The following is a 17,828-nucleotide window of genomic DNA, read 5'->3' as shown; positions in this document are numbered from 1 at the left end:
GGGTACGCCTGCCCAGGAGAGGCAGGCGCAGGGTGACTCGAGTGGCTCAAGCGAAGCGGCGATTGAGCACGAAGCTACCGCTGCCGAGGCCTGCTTGCACCAGCAGGGCGATCGCCCAGAACGCCGGGTATTCCCAGCCGCCGCCCGGGTTGGAGAAGACCCAGCCGTTGCCGGCATGCACCCAGACGGCGCCGAGCAGTACCGGGATCAATGCCAGGCTCATCCAGCGAGTGTAGACGCCGAAAATCAGGGCCAGGCCGCCGCCCACTTCGGCCAGGATAGTCAGGTAGGCAACGAAACCGGGCAGGCCGAGCGATTCGAAATAGCCGACGGTGCCGGGCACGGTGAAAACGAATACCTTGAGCAGGCCGTGGGCCAGGGCCATGACGCCGAGCGATACGCGCAGCAGGGCGGTGGCATGAGCCTGCAGGGTGTCGGCACGGGTCAACTGAATAGCTTGAGTGGTCATGGTTGTGATCTCCGTCGGGGGTCGTTGTAAGGGCGAGTTGTGCTTCGATGGCTATCACTCTACCCGAGCCGAATATGGAGATAATCTGCGGTTATTGAACATCACTGTTGCGGTAATTGCGATAATTGGTCTCGCCTACAGGCCCATTTCCCGCTCCCATTCGGGCGGATCCCCCCAGGCCTCGGCCAGGAAGTCGAGCAGGCGTTCGACCTTGGCCGGCAGATGGCGCCGCGCAGGGTAGACGCCGTAGATATCGATGGACACGCTGGCCTCCTCGATCAGCAGCGGCACCAGGCGCCCGCTCTTTATGCTCTCGGTGATCAGGAAACTCGGCTGGTGGGCGATACCCAGCCCGGCCTCGGCGGCCTGTGTCAGCACATCGCCGTTGTTGCTCTCCAGTGGGCCATGGACCGCCAGACGCTGCCCACCCAACTGCCAGTCAGTGCCGCTGGCCGTGCGGTAGCGCAGGCAGCGATGCTCGGCCAGTTCGGCCAGCGTGCGCGGTTCGCCGAAGCGCGCCAGGTACTCGGGCGAGGCGCACGGTATCATGCGGCAGCGCGCCAGGCGGCGAGCCACCAGGCTGGAGTCCGGCAGCTCGCCGATGCGGATGGCGAGGTCGTAGCCTTCCTCCAACAGGTCCACCCGACGGTCGTTGAGGTCGAGGCGTACCTCCAGCGCCGGGTGCTCGACCATGAACCGCGCGATCAGTGGCGAGAGAAAGCGGGTGCCGAAGGACATCGGCCCGTTGACCCGCAGCCTGCCGCACACCTCGGTGCTGCCGGCGCCCAGCTCGGCCTCGGCTTCATCCAGCGCCTGCAGGATGCCCTGGGCGCGGGCCAGGTAGCTCTCGCCGGCCTCGGTGAGATGCAGGCGCCGCGTCGTACGCTGCAGCAGGCGTACGCCAAGGTGGGATTCGAGCTCCATCACCAGCCGCGAGACCCGCGTGCGCGACAGGTCCAAGGCTTCCGCCGCGCGGGTATAACTGCCGAGTTCGGCGACGCGCACGTAGGCGGTCATGGCGTCCAGCAGGTTCATGGTGTCTCCTCGCGCAACTTCAATAACCCGTCATTTCCAGATAGCCGATGCCTCGATTCTCGCCGCTATCGGCATCGCGGGCGATCACTTCGCCTTCCCAGTAGGCCACGCTGGTATCCATCCAGCGCTCGGCATGGGGGGCATCGACGCTCAGGTCGAGCCCGGCGCGGGGAATCGTCAGGCGCCAACGGGTCGGCACCTCGCGCCCCGCCACGCGACGGCTTTCTAGCGGTGTCAGGCCGATTTCGTCCGTCGCCAGTGCAGTGGGCTCGCCCTCGGGGCTGATCCAGGTGCCGGAGCGGTAGTCGCTGCCGCCCTCGCCGCCACCGCGCAGTTGGAAGGCCATCAGCTTGTGGCCGCTTGCCAGGTGCAGCGAAAACCAGTCCCAGCCGCGCTGTTCGGGCCCCAGTAGTTGGCTGCTCCACTCGCGGTCGAGCCAGCCGCGGCCGCTCACCGCACGCGTCTCGCCATCCAGGGTGACCTCGCCTTCGACGCGCCAGAACGGCTGGCTGTAGTACATCGAGCCCTGGCCGTCGGCAGATTTCTGGCTGAAGCCTGCCGCGCCGTGTAGGACCAGCGGCCCTTCTGCGGTGAGCGCCAGGTCATAGCCGAAGCCACCGTGCTCGTCGTCCTGATGCGCCGTCAGCTGCAGCTCGGTGAAGGTGTCGCCTGCGTTCGCCTCGTCGGACGTGTCGTCCGGCGTTTCTATATGGCTGGCCAGCTGCCAGTGGTCGATCCAGGCGCGAAACGGCTCGGCCATCGCGCCCGCTTGGCCCTCTTCATCGGCCGAGTGGCTGCGGGCGAAGCGCTCCGCCACGCGGTGGGTCTCGCCCTGTGAGACCGCCATGTGCGCCATCCACAGCTGATCGGCGGCCCAGGGGCCGGGTGCGGGGCGCTCTTTCGGTGAAGTGAGCGCTTGGCGGAACAGCGTCCACTGCAGTCCCAGGGGCTCGCCGCGCTCGTCTTCGAGGTTGGCGGTGAGGTACCACCACTCGATGCGGTAGTCGGGGTGGGCGGCGTGATCCTCGGGGAAGCGCAGGGTGATGCCGTCATGGGCCTGGGCGAAGTCGCCGGCCTCCTCGCCCAATCCGGCGAAGCCGGCGGTCTGAGTGGGTGGGGTCTCGTCACCGCAGCCCACCAGCGAGAACATGGCCAGCAGAGTGGCCCAAGTGACAATGCGTTTCATGTGGCCTCCTCCGCCAGCAGGGCGCGGGGTGGCGTGCGCCACAGCTTTATTGCCGGCACAGCGGAAGCTATCAGAGCCACGCCCACTGCGGTGGCCAGGGTCAAGGCCATCTCGGCGGGAAAGACATGCAACGGCAGGCGCCAGCCGAAGGCGGCCACGTTGATCACCGCCACCAGCCCCAGCGCCAGCAGCACGCCCAGCGGCAGCGCCATAGCGCCGACGACGAAGGCCGAGCCGCCGAGCTGGGCCAATTGCACCGTCACCAGCCGCTTGCGTGGCACGCCCAGCGCCCACAGCGGGGCCAACTGGCGGCGGCGCTCCCGGGCCTGGGCCAGCAGGCTTGCCAGCAGCGCCAGCGCGGCCACCGCCAGGGTCAGCGCGCTCAGCGCGCGGGTGATGGTGAAGGTGCGTTCGAAGATGCCGGTGGCGATGCGCTTCACCTCGCGCTGGTCCACCAGTTCGTCGCTGCCGATCGCAAAGTGCTGGCGCAATCCCTCTCTCAGCGCTGTCCCGTCGCCATCCGAGGCCAGCACGATGCCGATGGAGCCCGGCGGTGCGGCGAAGCGGCCGGCGAGCTGGGGCGTGGCCAGCAGCACCTCGCCTTGGGTGTTGCCGTAGTCGGGGTAGATGGCGGCTACCGCGAGAGTCTCGTGTCCGCCCGGCGCCATCAGTGTGAGCCGGTCGCCCGGGGCGAGCTCCTCGGCAATGGCGAGCTGTTCGTTGATGAAAGCGGCCTCGCCCGCGGCAAAAGCCTGCCAGGCGGTGTCGCGTCCGGCCTGGGTCGTCAGCAGCGGCCAGCTTGGGATCAGCGTCGCCCCGGGCGTGATACCGTAGACGCTCACCGGCAGCGCCAGCTCGCGAGTTTCCTCACCACGCCCCACGGCAAGCAGGGTGGCCTCGCTGCGGCGGGTGGGCAGCAGCTCGGTGACCTCGTCGTGCTCGGCCAGCCAGGCGTGAATGTCGTCGTGCTGCTCGGCGGGCGGGCGCAGGTAGAAGTCCGCCACCAGGCGCTGGTCGAGCCAGTCGAGGAAGGTCAGGCGGAAGCCGCCGACCATGCTGCTCACGCCCAGGTTGGCGGAGAGCGCGATCAGCAGCGCCATCATGGCCAGTGCCAACCGTGGCAGCTGCAGCTGAAGGTCGGCCAGCGCCCACTGGGCCAGGGGGCGGCGGCGCAGCAGGCGAGCGAGCCCGGCCAGCAGCAGGGCAATCAGCGGCGGTAGCAGCAGTGCACTGGCCAGCAACAGGGCGCCGACCAGGCCGAAGCCGGCCAGCAGCCCCTCTCCCGGTGGCTGGCGCAAAAGCCATGCCCACAGCGCCAGGCCACCCAGGGCGACCGCACCGCCAGCCATGCTCATTACCTTGAGCTGGCGATAAAAACCGGCGCGCCAGGCCTGGGCTTGGCCCAGCCCCAGCACGCTGAGCGTTGCCGCCCGCCACAGCACGCCGCTGCCGGCCAGCAGCAGCCCGCCAAGGGTCACGGCCAGCCCACCCAGCCAGTAGTGCCAGGGCAGGTTGAGGGTCACCGCCACGTCGGCGCCATACAGGCTGCCCAGGGTGGCGGCTACATCGGGCAGCAGCACGCGCGCCAGCCACACGCCGCTGACGATACCGGCCAGGGCACCGATGACACCCAGCAGCACAAGCTCCAGGGCGAGCAGCCCGACCAGCCCGCGCCCTGAGACGCCCAGCGCCCGCAACGTCCGCAGCAACCCCAGGCGCTGCTCCAGGGCCAGACCCAGCGCCGCCTGCACGATGAACAGCCCCACCACCAGGGCGAGCAGGGCCATGGCGCTGAGGTTGAGATGGAAGCTCTCGGTGAGCTGGCCGGGCGAGACCAGCGTGGCCGCCCGGGTCAGCACTAGTCCTTCGGGGGCGTGTTCGAGTGTGCCGGGAGCTGTGACCAATCGCGACAGCCGTTCGCCGCTGTCGAGCAGTGCCGCGGCGGCGGCGATATCCATTACCAGGGTGCCGGGCGGCAGCGCTGGAGCCAGCGTCAGCGGTGGCAGCCGGCCCTCTGCCAGGCGTGGCTCGGCGCCAGGAGCCTCGCGGTGGCTCACGCCCAGGGCGGGTAGGGTATCCGGGGCTGCCCGGGTCTGCCACGGCGGGCTGAGAAAGGCGGTTAATTCGCTGGTGCTGCCTGCCGAGGCGAAGGCGTTGTCGCCGGGCAGGGTGAAGGGTTCGATGCCAATCACCGTCAGCCGGGTGCCGTCCGGTGCTTCGATGGTGCCTTCCAGCAGCGGCGAGACGGGCAGGCCGGCTCGGCGCAGGCGCAAATAGTCGTCGCGGGTCAACGGTTCGCCGTCGCGCCGTTCCAGGCGGTCGAGCCCGGTGGTGAACAGCGCCTCGGCACGGGCGTAGCTGTCGCGGGCCGAGGCGTTGATTGCCTGTACGCCGCTCCATAGGGCGCTGGCCACCCATAGCCCGAGCAGCAGCATGGCAAGCTGGCCGGGGTGACGCTTGTAGTGGGAGAGCAGGGTGGCGAAGGCAGTCAGCATCAGCGGCGGCTCGGCTCTCGTTCTGTCCTTTCTACTGCATGGGCCGGGTCAAGCCGGCCATGGGTCAGGCGCAGGCAGCGGTTCAGCGGCGCCGCCACCCGGGGACTGTGGGTCACCATCAGCAGGGCGCTGCCGGCCTCTCGAACCAAATCCAGCAGCAGTTCGAGCACTTCGTCGGCAGTGGTCTCGTCGAGGTTGCCGGTGGGCTCGTCGGCCAGCAGCAGGGCGGGGCGCGGCGCCAGCGCCCGGCCGATGGCAAGGCGCTGCTGCTGACCACCGGAGAGCTGCTCGGGGTAGCGCCGCTCCAGGCCGGCCAGCCCCAGTCGCTGCATGAGATGCGCTGACCAGTCAGGCTGCTCGCGCCCGGCTAGCCGAGCCTGCAGGCGCAGGTTGTCGATGACGTTCAGGCTCGGTACCAGGTGGAACTGCTGAAACACCAGGCCCAGGCTATCGCGGCGCAGCCGGGCGCGGGCCGGCTCGTCCAGCGTAGGGATCGAACGGCCGGCAACGAGTACCTCGCCGGCATCCGGCAGGTCGAGCCCCGCCGCCAGGTGCAGTAGCGTCGATTTGCCGCTGCCGGACTCGCCCATCAGCGCCAGGCTCTCGCCGGCCCGCAGCTCGAGGTCGACGCCTTCCAGCACCGCAAGCGGCCCCTGGGGCGTGGCGTAGGTCTTGTGAACCTGGCGAAATTCGAGCATGGCGGCTCCCGTCGGCGTCGCGGCGATGATGCCATGGTCGCAGAGTATCCAACCAAGGCAGCGAGTAACTTACCATGACCACACGGCCTGGTGTCGTCAGGGCGGAACCGAGGGGAAGTGGGAAGTGACCGTCACGGTATCCATGCATTTCGTCAACGAGCTGTTTCGCGGGGTGCCTGAAAGCGAGGCGGCCCGCGCCGCCTGTCTCGCCCAAGCGGGAATCTCGCCGTTCCTGCTCGCCGCCCCCCATGGGCGGGTCACCGTGGAGCAGTTCGCTACCCTCTACCGCTCGCTGGTCAATAAGTGCGACGACGAGACGCCGGGGTTCTTCGCTCGGCCGCTGAGGAGCGGCACGCTCAAGCTGCTCTGCCTCAGCGTACTGGAGGCGCCCACGCTGAAAGTGGCATTGCACCGCTACACACTGTTCTTCCGCATCGTGCTGGACGACTTCGGCTATGAATACAGCGTGGAGAATGGGCTGGCGCGGGTAGCACTGGTGGAGCACCGGCCGCCGATGGGCAGCCGCATTCTGGTGCATGAGCTGATGCTGAAGCTGTTCCACGGCATCAGCTCGTGGATGATCGCGCGCAAGATTCCACCGGTGATGATGGAGTGTGCCTACGCCCAGCCCGCCCATAGCGCCGACTATCTCTACTTCTACCCGGGCAAGGTGAGTTTCCAACGGCCGCAGACCGCCATCTACTTCGACGCGGCACTGCTCGAGCAGCCGATCCGCCAGACCAAGAAGCACCTGGGCGCCTTCCTGCGACGGGCGCCGGCCGACTGGTTCTACGTCTCCTTCGAGGACCGCATGGTGTCGCACCGGGTGCGTGAGCATCTGTCGCGCCACCTGGCCACTTCGGGCGGCGTGCACGACGTGGCGCGAGCGCTGCATATGTCGGTGCGCACGCTGTCGCGGCGGCTGGCCGCCGAGGGCACCCACTTCCAGGCGGTGAAGGATGAGTTCCGGCGCGACTTCGCGATTCAGGCTCTGACCCGTTCCGAACGGCCGCTTCTCACCATTGCCGATGAGTTGGGCTTTCAGGACCTGGCCTGCTTCAGCCGCGCCTTCAAGGCGTGGACCGGCAACTCGCCTGCCGCCTATCGGCGGGCGATCGCATCTCCGCAGCCTGCCTGATTCAGGCCGGCTCGATTTTGGCCTGGTCGCGTGCCAGCTCCTCACGCCGGGTCCAGCGACGATAGAAGAGGGTGGCAAAGGTCGAGTTGATGACGATGAACAGCGAATACATGACCGGCATCAACAGGATGAGCTGCTGGGTTTCACCAGCGAACGTCATGATCACGATCAGCGCCGCCAGGGGGCCATTCTGAATTCCGGTTTCCAGCGACACCGTTCTGGCTTTCTGTGGATTGAGCCGCAGTACCCGGGAGAAGAGGTAGCCGAAGGCGAAGCCGATCAGGCCGACCAGAATGACGGCGGCATACACTTCCCAGCCGGTCTCGGCCAGCAGACGCCAGTTCCGGGGTACCCAGGTCACCACCAGGAAGAGGATGACGATGGCGCCGAGAATCCCCCCCATCAGTTCGATGACGGCACCGATATTGGAATTCTTGCGACGCAGCCACATGCCGATCAGGGTGGGGATCAGCAGCACAAAGAGCAGCCGGGCGATCTGATCCGGCGGGATGCGGAAGGCGTCATCGATGCCCTGGGTGTAGAACTCCATCAGCAGCGGCACCATGATGAAGCCGGCCAGGGTGGAGCAGATGGTCATCATGATGCTCAAGCTGAGCAGGCTTTTGGAAAAATAGGCGAAGATGTTGGAGGTCGTACCGCCGGGCATGCAGCCGATCAGCACCAGGCCCACCGTTTGCTCAGGCGTCAGGTTCAGCACGCGTGACAACGAGAAGGCGATCAACGGCATCAGCATGTACTGGGAGGCAAAACCCACCCCCACTGCCTGCGGATGGCGCAAGGCCAGCCTGAAATCCTTGAAGGTCAGCGATGACCCCATGCCAAACATGATGATCACCATCATGATGGACAACAGACTCTCTTCCAATGGACTCAGCATGCATTAGGCTCCCACGTTATTTTTATCGACACCGATACAGCCATCGATGAGAGGTCAATTGCCAGCGGCTGCGGCTCGCACTTCCTTGCGCAGTACCTTGCCAACCGGTGTCTTGGGTAATTCGTCCCAGAACACGACTTTCTTGGGCACCTTGTAGGCCGCCAGCTCCTTCTTGCAGTGCGCGATGACATCCTTCTCGGTGATGCTCTCATCACGCAAGACCACATAGGCATGGACGGCTTCACCGGTCTGAACGTCGTCGACCCCGATCACTGCGGACTCCTGAACCTGCGGAATGCGGGCGATGCAGTCCTCGACTTCATTGGGGTAAACGTTGAAGCCGCTGACCAGGATCATGTCCTTCTTGCGATCGACGATGCTGAAATGGCCGTCTTCGGTCATGACACCGATGTCGCCGGTGTAGAACCAGCCCTCCTTGAGGGAGTTGGCGGTTTCTTCCGGGCGATTCCAATACCCCTTCATCACCTGGGGGCCACGCACGATGATTTCACCCGGCTCACCGATCGCTACCGGCTCGCCCTGATCATCGACGATGCGTACATCGGTATCCGGGGCGGGTATGCCGATGGAGTCCGGGCGCTCCTTGCCGATGGGGTTGAAACAGATGACAGGGGAAGTTTCCGTCAGTCCGTAACCTTCGACGATGGGGCTGCCCACCACAGTGCGCCAACGCTCGGCGACCGCCTTGTGCAGGGCGGTACCTCCCGCCAGCGCCACCTTCATGGATCGAGGCGGGTAGACGGTGAACCACTCCTCGTTCAACAGGGCGTTGTAAAGGGTGTTGACCCCCGAGATCCAGGAAATGTCGTAGTTGTCGAAAGCTCGCTGGCAGTTCTGGATTGGGCGTGGATTGGGCACCAGAACGTTGTGCGCGCCCTTGTGGTAGAAGGCCAGCAGGTTAACGGTGAAGGCAAAGATGTGATAGATCGGCAGGGCCGTCAGGATGCACTCCTTGCCCGGCTCGATGTGGCCACCGGCGACCGAATCGACCTGCTCCAGATTGCTGATCAGGTTGCCGTGGGTCAGCTCGGCGCCCTTGCTGACCCCCGTGGTGCCCCCCGTGTATTGCAACAAGGCGGTGTCCGAGCGGGTCAAGTGCTGCCAGTACTGGCGAACGTCGATACCGGCAGCGGCCTTGGCTTCCCGTCCCTTTTTCAAGGCTTGATCGATGGTATCGACATCCAGCCGATGGGCGGGAATCGCCCGGTTCCAGTATTTGAGCACCAGCTTCAACACCCCTTTCACGACGGGCGGAAACCACTGGGCAACGGAGGTCACCACCACCTGCTTGATGCCCGTGCTTTCAATGATGGCCTCCAGCTTGTCGACGAACATATCGACGATGACCAACGCTTGGGCACCGCTGTCGTTGAACTGATGCTCCATTTCCCGCTTGGTATAGAGCGGATTGACGTTCACCAGGACACAGCCGGCCTTGAGGACACCGAAGGCCACCACGGGCAGCGTCAAACAGTTGGGCATCTGCACGGCCACGCGGGCGCCGGTCTCCAGCTTGACGCACTCGCGCAGATAGACGGCGAAGGCATCCGACAACTCGTCGACTTCGGCATAGGTCAGGCTGCCGTTCATGCCGTTGGGCATGCAGGTGGTGAAGGCGAGCTGCTGGCGGTAATGCTGCCCGGCTGCCTGGATCAGTGCTGGCAGGTTGTCGTGCAAATGGTGGTTGGCAGAGGCTTCATCGGCATCAGGGCGGACGGCGAGGTAATGGCTCATCCAGGGTTTGTTATCGTAATACTGAACGTTCGACATGAATGGCCTCTCGTGAGTGGCCTGGTTGCTGCGCAAAGCGGTGACCCCCGACCCGACGACAGCGACACAGACCCTTATTATTAACTTCTTACAGTAACCAGCTCTGCTGTTGAACAACAGTTGAATAGCAGCAGTCCAGGGCCGCTGGCTTCAGCGTTGGCGCTCGATCAACAGCGCGATGCCCTGGCCACCGCCGATGCACAGCGTGATCAGCCCGTAGCGGCCGCCGGTGCGCTCCAGTTCGGCCAGCGCCTTGATGGTGAGGATGGCGCCAGTGGCGCCGACGGGATGTCCCAGCCCCACTGCGCCGCCGTTGGGGTTGAGCCGCTCGGCGGGAAAGTCCAGTTCCTGGGCCACTGCCATGGCCTGGGCGGCGAAGGCCTCGTTGGACTCGATCACGTCGATATCGGCAATGGAGAGACCCGCCTCGTCGAGGCAACGGCGCACGGCGGGAATCGGCCCCAGGCCCATCACGCTCGGTTCGACTCCCGCAGTGCTGGCGCAGATCAGTCGGGCGCGCGGTGTCTGGCCGCGGCGGCTGGCCTCGTCGGCGTGGGCCAGCACCAGGGTAGCGGCGCCGTCGTTGATGCCCGAGGCATTGCCGGCGGTAACCACGCCCTCCTTGGCGAAGGCGGGCTTGAGCCGGGCGAGATCTTCCAGCGTGACGCCTTCACGTACGTGCTCGTCACGGTCGAACTGTCGCTCGTTCTTACCCTCGCGCACCGTGACCGGCACGATCTGTTCATCGAAGCGGCCCTCGGCGATGGCACGGGCGGCCTTTCGGTGGCTCTCCAGGGCGAAGCGATCGATCTCCTCGCGGCCGAGCCCGCAGCGCTTGGCGATGTTCTCCGCGGTCACGCCCATGTGGCCGCTGCCGAAGGGGTCGCTGAGCACGCCGAGCGTCAGGTCGGTGACGTTGGCGTGACCCATGCGCAGGCCGTTGCGCGCCTGGGGCGGCAGCAGGTAGGCGCCGCGGCTCATCGACTCGGCGCCGCCGGCCAGCGCCAGACGGCTGTCGCCGAGCACGATCTGCTGGGCGGCAGAGAGGATCGCCTGCACGCCTGAGCCGCACAGGCGGTTGACGTTGAACGCCGCCGCGCCTTCGGGCACGCCGGATTCCAGCGCAATGTGGCGGGCCAGGTAGGCGTCCTGCGGCCCGGTGGTAATGATATGGCCGTAGACGGCGTGGTCGATCTCGCCAGCCTCGACGCCGGCACGAGTCAGCGCCTCGCGGGCGGTAATGGTGCCCAGCTCATGCGGGGCGAGCCCGGCCAGGCTGCCGCCGAAGCTGCCGATGGCGGTGCGCGCACTGCCGAGAATGACGACGGAATCGAGCCGCATGGAGTTCTCCTCTCTTCCTGAATTAGCCTTCTTGAATTGCCGCGAGCAAGCGATCAGGCGGCGTCGCTCTTGCCGAGCAGCGAACGAGCGATCACTTCCTTCATGATTTCCGAGGTGCCGGCGTAGAGGGTCTGTACGCGGGCATCCAGATAGAAACGCGAAATCGGGTATTCCCGGGTATAACCATAGCCGCCGAACAGCTGCAGGCAGGCGTCGATGGTGCGGCACTGCATCTCGCTGAGTTGCAGCTTGAGGATGGCGGCGTCGGTGCTGCTCATCTCGCCGCGGCGGTACTTGGTCACGCACTGCTCGAAATAGGCGCGGCCCATGTCGATCTGCGCACGCACTTCGGCCAGGGTGAAGCGGGTGTTCTGGAAGTCGCCCACGGCGCGGCCGAAGGCGCGGCGTTCACGCACATAGTCGAGGGTCAGCGCCAGCGCCCCCTCCATGGCGCCCAGCGCCTGGGCTGCCACGCCGAGGCGCTCGCGGGGCAGCTCCTGCATCAGGTAGGCGAAGCCGGCGCCGGCCTCGCCGAGCAGGGCGTCTGCCGGCAGGCGCAGGTCATCGAAGAACAGCTCGGCGGTGTCGCTGGTATGCTGGCCGATCTTCTTGATTGGCTGGCCGCGGGAGAAGCCGGCAAGCGTGGTGTCGACCAGAAACAGCGACACACCGCGAGCACCGGCGGCGGGGTCGGTCTTGGCGCAAACGATCACCAGGTCGGCCACCTGACCGTTGGTGATGAACAGCTTGCTGCCGTCCAGCCGCCACCCCGTTTCGGTACGGCTGGCGCGGGTCTTCATCGCCGCCAGGTCGCTGCCCGCGCCGGGCTCGGTCATGGCGATGGCGCCGATGGCCTCGCCGCTGGCCATGGCAGGCAGCCAGCGCTCGCGCTGGGCCGGCGTGGCGATGTGCAGCAGGTAGGGCATCACGATGTTGGCGTGAATGTTATAGGCGCTGGCCAGGCCACCGAAGCCCTGGCGCGAGATCTCCTCCAGCGCCAACTGGACGATGGCGAAGTCGGCGCCGCTGCCGCCTAGCTCATCAGGCAAATCGATGCCCAGCAGGCCGGCCTCGCCGAGCTTTGTCCACAGCGAGCGCGGCATTTCACCGGCGGCCTCCCACGCCTCGTAGTGGGGCGCCACTTCCTGCTCGAGGAAGCGGCGGATGGTGTCGTGGAACAGCGGCGTCAGGTCGTCTTGCGGTGCCGTCATGGGTCAGCTCAGCTCCTTGCGCAGGTGGCGCTTGAGAATCTTGCCGGCGGTGCTCTTGGGCAGGGTCTCCGCGAACAGGATGCGCTTGGGTACCTTGTAGGGCGCCATGTGGGCCTTGGCATGGGCGATCAGTTCCTCTTCGCTCACTTCCATACCCTCCTTGGTGACCACCACGGCGGTGAGCGCCTCGATCCACTTCGCGTCGGGCAGGCCCACCACGGCGACCTCGGAGACGGCAGGGTGCTTGAACAGGCCCTCCTCCACCTCGCGGCTGGCCACCACCACGCCGCCGGTGTTGATCACGTCCTTGATGCGATCGACGATGTAGAGATAGCCCGCTTCGTCGAAGTAGCCCACGTCGCCGGAGTGGAACCAGCCGCCGGTGAAGGCTTCCTCGCTCATCTCGGGCTTGTTCCAGTAGCCGGTAAGCAGCTGCGGTGAGCGGTGGACGATTTCGCCGTGCTCGCCGGCCGGCACGTCGTTCATCTCCAGATCGACGATGCGCGTTTCCACCGTGAGGATGGGACGGCCCGCCGATGCCGGACGTTCGGCATGCTCCTCGGGGCGCAGTACGGTGGCCAGCGGAGCGATTTCGCTCTGGCCATAACAGTTGTAGAGCCCCACGCCGGGCAGGCGTTGCTGCAGCTCTTCCAATACCGGCACCGGCATGATCGAAGCGCCGTAGTAGGCCTTCTTCAGCGTGGAGAGGTCGAAGGTGTCGAAGTCGGGATGACGCAGCAGGCTGATCCACACCGTGGGCGGGGCGAAGAACGAGGCGATGCCCTCGGCGGCGATCTGCGCCAGGCAGTCGTCAGGCAGCGGCGCCATGCGCAGGTGCACCGGAGCACCCAGCAGCAGTGCCGGCATCAGGAACACATGCATCTGCGCCGAATGGTAGAGCGGCAGGGCGGCCAGCATCGGCTCGTCGCCCTTGATGTCGAGCTCCACCATGCAGGCCATGTACTCGGCGAGCAGCGCCTGGTGGGTCATCATCGCCGCCTTGGGCGCTGCCGTGGTGCCCGAGGTGTAGAGCAACTGGGCCAGGCTGTCGGCTGCGACGGCCACGTCCGGCTCACTATCATCGCTGGCTACGTCGAGGGCCACTTGCAGTACGTCGAAACCTGTCTCGCCTTCAGTATGCAATGTGCCGGAAAGCGTGAGGCCAAGCCCTTCGCTCGCCTTGGCCACGTTCTCGGCCAGGCTCGTGTCGCTGAGCAGCCCAGTCGCGCCGGACTGCTCGAGGATGTAGCGCAGCTCGTCGGCGCTCAGCGCGAAGTTGACCGGCACGTGCACCAGGCCGGCGCGGGTAGCGGCCAGCCAGGCAATGGCGTAGGCGTCGGAGTTCTTGCCGTAGGCGGCCAGGCGGTCGCCCGGCGTCAGGCCCGCTTCCAGCAGGCGATTGGCGACCCGGTTGACCGCCCGGTTCAGTTCATCGTAGCTCCAGCGCCGGCCTTCGAAGGCCAGCGCCAGCTTGTTGCCATGCTTGCGTGCGCTGCGGCTGAGCGCGGCGCCGATGGTGTTCTGCTGAATCCTCATCTCATCCTCCTGTTCAAGCGCCGTTGACCAGGCGACACTGGCTTTCGGAAAGCGGGCGGAAGGCTTCTTCGGCGGGAATGGTGCGCACCACGCGGAACAGGTCGTCCTCGTTCTGCGACTCTTCCGGCGTCTTCACCTCGACCAGGTACATGTCGTGCACCATGCGGCCGTCCTCGCGGATATAGCCGCCGGTGGCGAAGATGTCGTCGATCGGCGTTGCCGCCATCTGTTGGCGCACGGCCTGGGCTTCGTCGGTACCGATAGCATCGACGGCCTGAAGGTAGTGCAGGGTGCTGGAGTAGAGTCCGGCGTGAACCATGGTCGGCATGCTGCCGGTGCGCTCGCGGAAGCGCTCGGCCCAGGCGCGGGTCTCGTCGTTGAGGTCGTAGTACCACGCCTTGGTGAATTGCAGCCCCTGGGCAGCATCGAGGCCGATGCTGCGCACGTCGGTACTGAACAGGACCATGCCGGCGAGCACCTGGCCCGCCTGGGTGATGCCGAACTCACCAGCGGTGGTGATGGCATTGATGGTGTCGGAGCCGGCATTGTTGAGCGCAATCACATCGGCGCCGGAGGCCTGGGCCTGCAGCAGGAACGAGGAGAAGTCGCTGCTGGGGAAGGGGTGGCGCGCCTTGCCCACGATGCTTCCACCGTTCTCGGTAACCACCCGCTCCACGTCGCCTTCCAGCGCGTGGCCGAAGGCGTAGTCGGCGCTCAGCAGGTACCAGTTCTTGTGGCCCTCCTGGGTGATCGCCTTGGCGGTGCCGTTGGACATCGCCCAGGTGTCGTAGACCCAGTGGATATGGTTGGGCGAGCAGCTCTCGTTGGTCACGCCGGAGGAGACGGCACCGTTGACCAGCCCCAGGCGATTCTCCTCTTCCAGCAGGCGCACGGCGGCCAGGGTGACGGAAGAGGCCACCAGGCCGGTGACCATGTCGACGTTGCGTTGGTCGATCCACTCGCGAACCACACTCGAGCCTACGTCGGGGCTGTTGCGGTCGTCGGCACTGAAAACCTCGATGCTGGCGCCGGCCACGCTGCCGCCCACATCCTCGATGGCCATCTGAATGGCGTCCAGGCCCAAGGGGCCGATGGGGTCGCGGTAGGGGCCCGACATGTCGGCCAGGTAGCCGATGCGGATCTCGTTGTCGGTTATTTCGGCCTGTACTGCCTGGCCGGCGAGCATGATGGAGGCGGCGAGCGCACCCAGGGCGAAGCGGCGTGTCGATGTCATAGTGTGGCCTTTTGATTGTTTTCTTGTGTTTGGCGTTAAATGCGCGTCTGTGGATAAACCTGTGCGTAATTTGGTGAACTTTTGTGCAAAGGATGTGGGTTGCCTGTGAGAGGCCTGCTGGCCCTTGGCATGCCCGTTCATGGTAGAAAGAAAGCGGTTGGGCAGGTTTACGCTTCGCGCCACAGTATTTGCATTTCGTGCCAATCTTTCTCGCGAGAAGACCGGTTAAGACTTTAGTAAATGCTCGTGAGGCGCAGAGCGTGAAAGGAGAGTGCGGAAGAACGGGTAGAGGTGTGGCGAAGCTGCGGCAAAGAGCTTTGTGAGCGGATATGACGAATCGTGCCAGGTGAAATGGCGATCGAAGGCGGGAGGAGGAGGCAGGAACGGAGAACTAGGCCCTCCGCTCCTGTGGTTGCCAGGATGTAGGGCTACCTGTTGCCAGCCCAGACGGCTACACCCTGGGTTTCGACGTAGACGGCATAGAGCGACTGGCTGGCAGTCATGAACAGGCGGTTGCGCTTGGGGCCACCGAAACAGACGTTGGCGCAGGGCTCCGGTAGGTGGATCTTGCCGATGAGGGTACCGTCGTCGGCATAGACATGTACGCCATCATGATCGTCGGCATCGAAAAGCCCACCGAAAATGGCACCACACCAGAGGTTGCCGTCCATGTCCACGGCCAAGCCGTCGACGAAGCCCGGCCCGACCTCGGCGAACTGACGCTCGTTGGCCAGGCGGGTGCCGTTGTCCACGACGTCCCACATCAGGATCTGATGGGGATGCCCGGGCGTGTGGGTACCTCCTGTGTCGGAGACGTAGAGGCGGGAGTAGTCCGGGGAAAAGGCGATGCCGTTGGGCTTCTCTACCTCGGCCATCTTCTCCAGTCGGCCGCTGTCAGGATCGATGCGGTAGACGGCTTCGGGTAGCTCGAAGTCGGCGATATGGCCTTCATAATGCATCAGGATGCCGTAGCCCGGATCAGTGAACCAGATGCCGCCGTCGGGGTGCACGATGATGTCGTTGGGGGCATTGAGTGGCTTGCCCTCGAACTCATCGGCGAGCACGGTGATGGTGCCGTCGTGCTCGGTACGGGTCACGCGGCGCGTGTCGTGTTCGCAGGACAGCAGCCGCCCTTCGCGGTCCCGCGTGTTGCCGTTGGAATAGTTGGAGGACTCGCGGAAGACGCTCACCTCTTCGGTATCCTCGAGCCAGCGCATCTGCCGGTTATTGGGAATATCGCTCCAGACGAGAAAGCGGCCGTCACCGAAATAGACCGGCCCCTCTGCCCAGCGGAAGCCGGTGGCCAGGCGTTCTACCGCCGCATTGGCCAGGCGGTAGGCACCGAAGCGCTCGTCGATGACTTCGATGGCCGGGTCGGGGTAAGACACGGGTGAGCCATCCCAGGGTCGCTCCTGAGCGATCAGCTCACCAGGCTTGAATGCCGCCGTGGCACCTGCGGCGGCGGCCACGCCAAGAAAGGTGCGGCGGGACAGCGACACAGAGGCCCTCTCGCCATCGTGCTGGGTATCGTCATGCATGCTTCATCCTCCCCTCTGTCTTGTTGTGTAGGGTTCTGGGTGTCGATTGCGATGAGAGGCTTACCAGCTTAGTCGCGCCTACCGCTGTTTGCGCATGTAGGCTCGCTTTCGGGTAGACAAGAACGAAAAAGGCGCCCCCTTTCGGGTGGCGCCTCGTCCATCATGAAATAACTCTTTTAGTGGCTATGGCCGTGACCATGGTCGTGATCGTGATCGTGACCATGTCCGTCGTGGTCGTGGTCGTGCCCATGATCGTCATGGCCATGCTCGGCCAGGGCGTCATGCAGCACTTGGGCGTTGTGGCGCATCATGCCCAGGTAGGTGCTGGCTTCGCCTTCTGCGGCAAGCGCATCGGCATAGAGTGTGCCGGCAATCTCCAGGCCGGTCTCCTCGGCGAGCTGATTGATCACCGCCGGGCTGGTCATGTTCTCGTGGAACAGGGCGCGTACGTTCTGCTCGCGAATCACGTCGATCAGGCGGGCCATGTCGGCGGCGCTGGGCTCGGCTTCGGTGGAGAGCCCTACCGGCGAGAGAAAACGAATGCCATAGGCGTTGGAAAAATAGCCGAAGGAGTCGTGGCCGGTGATCACGCTGGTTGATGAAGGAATTTCGCCCAGCAGCTCGCGGATCTCGGCGTCGGTGGCTTCCAGCTCGTTGATGTAGCGTTCGGCATTCTCACGGTAGGCCGCTTCGTTGTCCGGGTCCGCCTCGATCAGGCCATCGCGGATATTGCCCACGTAGATCTTGCCCATGGCCAGATCCTGCCAGCCGTGCGGGTCGTCGTCGCCATGATCGTGGCCGTCATGGTCGTCGTGGTCGTGCCCGCGATCGTCATGGTCGTCGTCGTGGTCGTCATGGCCGTGGTCGTCGTGACCATGGGCATGGTCATGGTCGTGGCCATGATAGTCGAGCTTGTCGATGCCGTCGGTAGCGGTTACCAGCGCGCCGCGGTAATCGCTGGAGTCGATCAACCGCTCCATCCAGCCTTCGAACAACAGGCCGTTGAATACCACCAGGTCGGCTTCGGCCAGCGAGCGAGCATCGCGCGGGCTGGGAGAGAAAACATGGGCATCGCTGTCGGGGCCGACCAGCGAGGTGACCTCCACGTGCTCGCCGCCCACGTTCTGCACCATGTCGGCCAGGATGCTGAAGCTGGTGACGACCTGAACGCGTTCGGCGGCAATGGCGGCAGGCAAAGCCAGCATGGCCGAGGCGCCCAGCATCAGGGCGGCGGGAGTGACGTGTCGCATGAATGGCC

General features: G+C 65.4%; 14 protein-coding genes. 1 reads left to right on the top strand and 13 read right to left on the bottom strand.

Translation table 11 applies throughout. The features are described from left to right. Window positions 1–46 precede the first annotated feature (46 nt). The 5 genes from SPH52_RS20305 to SPH52_RS20285 form a co-directional block, all read right to left on the bottom strand. Complete coding sequence (locus tag SPH52_RS20305) at window positions 47–469, bottom strand: DoxX family protein (RefSeq protein WP_411796858.1); 423 nt, start codon at window positions 467–469, stop codon at window positions 47–49. Window positions 470–604: 135 nt separating this feature from the next. Beyond that, complete coding sequence (locus SPH52_RS20300; protein ID WP_411796857.1) at window positions 605–1,504, bottom strand: LysR family transcriptional regulator; 900 nt, start codon at window positions 1,502–1,504, stop codon at window positions 605–607. Between the two features lie 19 nt (window positions 1,505–1,523). Further along, a complete protein-coding gene (locus SPH52_RS20295) occupies window positions 1,524–2,690 on the bottom strand; it encodes a lipocalin-like domain-containing protein (RefSeq protein WP_411796856.1) in 1,167 nt (388 codons plus the stop codon). Next, window positions 2,687–5,185 (bottom strand): FtsX-like permease family protein, encoded by a 2,499-nt coding sequence (locus tag SPH52_RS20290; protein ID WP_411796855.1) that lies wholly within the window; start codon window positions 5,183–5,185, stop codon window positions 2,687–2,689. The genes SPH52_RS20295 and SPH52_RS20290 overlap by 4 nt, the downstream gene beginning before the upstream one ends. Then, a complete protein-coding gene (locus tag SPH52_RS20285) occupies window positions 5,185–5,883 on the bottom strand; it encodes an ABC transporter ATP-binding protein (RefSeq protein ID WP_411796854.1) in 699 nt (232 codons plus the stop codon). Before SPH52_RS20285 ends, SPH52_RS20290 begins: the two co-directional genes overlap by 1 nt. A gap of 124 nt (window positions 5,884–6,007) precedes the next feature. Between SPH52_RS20285 and SPH52_RS20280 the strand changes: the two genes are divergently transcribed. Further along, window positions 6,008–7,021, top strand: a complete 1,014-nt coding sequence (locus SPH52_RS20280) for an AraC family transcriptional regulator ligand-binding domain-containing protein (RefSeq protein WP_411796853.1) — start codon at window positions 6,008–6,010, stop codon at window positions 7,019–7,021. Window position 7,022: 1 nt separating this feature from the next. On the opposite strand, the gene SPH52_RS20275 is transcribed toward SPH52_RS20280, so the two are convergent. The 8 genes from SPH52_RS20275 to SPH52_RS20240 all read right to left on the bottom strand — a co-directional run bounded on the left by SPH52_RS20275 (window position 7,023) and on the right by SPH52_RS20240 (window position 17,820). Next, window positions 7,023–7,919, bottom strand: coding sequence for a bile acid:sodium symporter (locus SPH52_RS20275; protein ID WP_411796852.1), 897 nt, complete (start codon window positions 7,917–7,919; stop codon window positions 7,023–7,025). A 54-nt stretch (window positions 7,920–7,973) separates the two neighbouring features. Beyond that, complete coding sequence (locus tag SPH52_RS20270; protein ID WP_411796851.1) at window positions 7,974–9,710, bottom strand: AMP-binding protein; 1,737 nt, start codon at window positions 9,708–9,710, stop codon at window positions 7,974–7,976. A 150-nt stretch (window positions 9,711–9,860) separates the two neighbouring features. Next, window positions 9,861–11,051: a beta-ketothiolase BktB gene (bktB, locus tag SPH52_RS20265; RefSeq protein ID WP_411796850.1), complete on the bottom strand. Its 1,191-nt coding sequence runs from the start codon at window positions 11,049–11,051 to the stop codon at window positions 9,861–9,863. Between the two features lie 53 nt (window positions 11,052–11,104). Next, window positions 11,105–12,262 carry an acyl-CoA dehydrogenase family protein gene (locus tag SPH52_RS20260; RefSeq protein ID WP_411796849.1) on the bottom strand — a complete coding sequence of 386 codons (1,158 nt, stop codon included), beginning with the start codon at window positions 12,260–12,262 and terminating at the stop codon, window positions 11,105–11,107. 3 nt (window positions 12,263–12,265) lie between these two features. Beyond that, window positions 12,266–13,798 (bottom strand): fatty acyl-CoA synthetase, encoded by a 1,533-nt coding sequence (locus SPH52_RS20255; protein WP_411796848.1) that lies wholly within the window; start codon window positions 13,796–13,798, stop codon window positions 12,266–12,268. A 13-nt stretch (window positions 13,799–13,811) separates the two neighbouring features. Beyond that, complete coding sequence (locus SPH52_RS20250) at window positions 13,812–15,032, bottom strand: ABC transporter substrate-binding protein (protein ID WP_411796847.1); 1,221 nt, start codon at window positions 15,030–15,032, stop codon at window positions 13,812–13,814. Between the two features lie 428 nt (window positions 15,033–15,460). Continuing rightward, the gene (locus SPH52_RS20245; protein WP_411796846.1) at window positions 15,461–16,570 is read right to left on the bottom strand and encodes an SMP-30/gluconolactonase/LRE family protein; all 1,110 of its coding nucleotides are present in this window, start codon (window positions 16,568–16,570) and stop codon (window positions 15,461–15,463) included. 176 nt (window positions 16,571–16,746) lie between these two features. Continuing rightward, window positions 16,747–17,820, bottom strand: coding sequence for a metal ABC transporter solute-binding protein, Zn/Mn family (locus SPH52_RS20240; protein WP_411796845.1), 1,074 nt, complete (start codon window positions 17,818–17,820; stop codon window positions 16,747–16,749). Between the last annotated feature and the right edge of the window lie 8 nt (window positions 17,821–17,828).

Source organism: Halomonas sp. A29 (assembly GCF_046723295.1).
Classification (GTDB): domain Bacteria; phylum Pseudomonadota; class Gammaproteobacteria; order Pseudomonadales; family Halomonadaceae; genus Halomonas.
Note: the sequence above shows the minus strand (reverse complement) of the source record. Positions and strands in the feature narration are given on the sequence as shown.

Coding starts and splice junctions, on each gene's coding strand:
- SPH52_RS20305 (WP_411796858.1), bottom strand. CDS start 469: ATGACCACTCAAGCTATTCAGTTGACCCGTGCCGACACCCTGCAGGCT.
- SPH52_RS20300 (WP_411796857.1), bottom strand. CDS start 1,504: ATGAACCTGCTGGACGCCATGACCGCCTACGTGCGCGTCGCCGAACTC.
- SPH52_RS20295 (WP_411796856.1), bottom strand. CDS start 2,690: ATGAAACGCATTGTCACTTGGGCCACTCTGCTGGCCATGTTCTCGCTG.
- SPH52_RS20290 (WP_411796855.1), bottom strand. CDS start 5,185: ATGCTGACTGCCTTCGCCACCCTGCTCTCCCACTACAAGCGTCACCCC.
- SPH52_RS20285 (WP_411796854.1), bottom strand. CDS start 5,883: ATGCTCGAATTTCGCCAGGTTCACAAGACCTACGCCACGCCCCAGGGG.
- SPH52_RS20275 (WP_411796852.1), bottom strand. CDS start 7,919: ATGCTGAGTCCATTGGAAGAGAGTCTGTTGTCCATCATGATGGTGATC.
- SPH52_RS20270 (WP_411796851.1), bottom strand. CDS start 9,710: ATGTCGAACGTTCAGTATTACGATAACAAACCCTGGATGAGCCATTAC.
- bktB (WP_411796850.1), bottom strand. CDS start 11,051: ATGCGGCTCGATTCCGTCGTCATTCTCGGCAGTGCGCGCACCGCCATC.
- SPH52_RS20260 (WP_411796849.1), bottom strand. CDS start 12,262: ATGACGGCACCGCAAGACGACCTGACGCCGCTGTTCCACGACACCATC.
- SPH52_RS20255 (WP_411796848.1), bottom strand. CDS start 13,798: ATGAGGATTCAGCAGAACACCATCGGCGCCGCGCTCAGCCGCAGCGCA.
- SPH52_RS20250 (WP_411796847.1), bottom strand. CDS start 15,032: ATGACATCGACACGCCGCTTCGCCCTGGGTGCGCTCGCCGCCTCCATC.
- SPH52_RS20245 (WP_411796846.1), bottom strand. CDS start 16,570: ATGCATGACGATACCCAGCACGATGGCGAGAGGGCCTCTGTGTCGCTG.
- SPH52_RS20240 (WP_411796845.1), bottom strand. CDS start 17,820: ATGCGACACGTCACTCCCGCCGCCCTGATGCTGGGCGCCTCGGCCATG.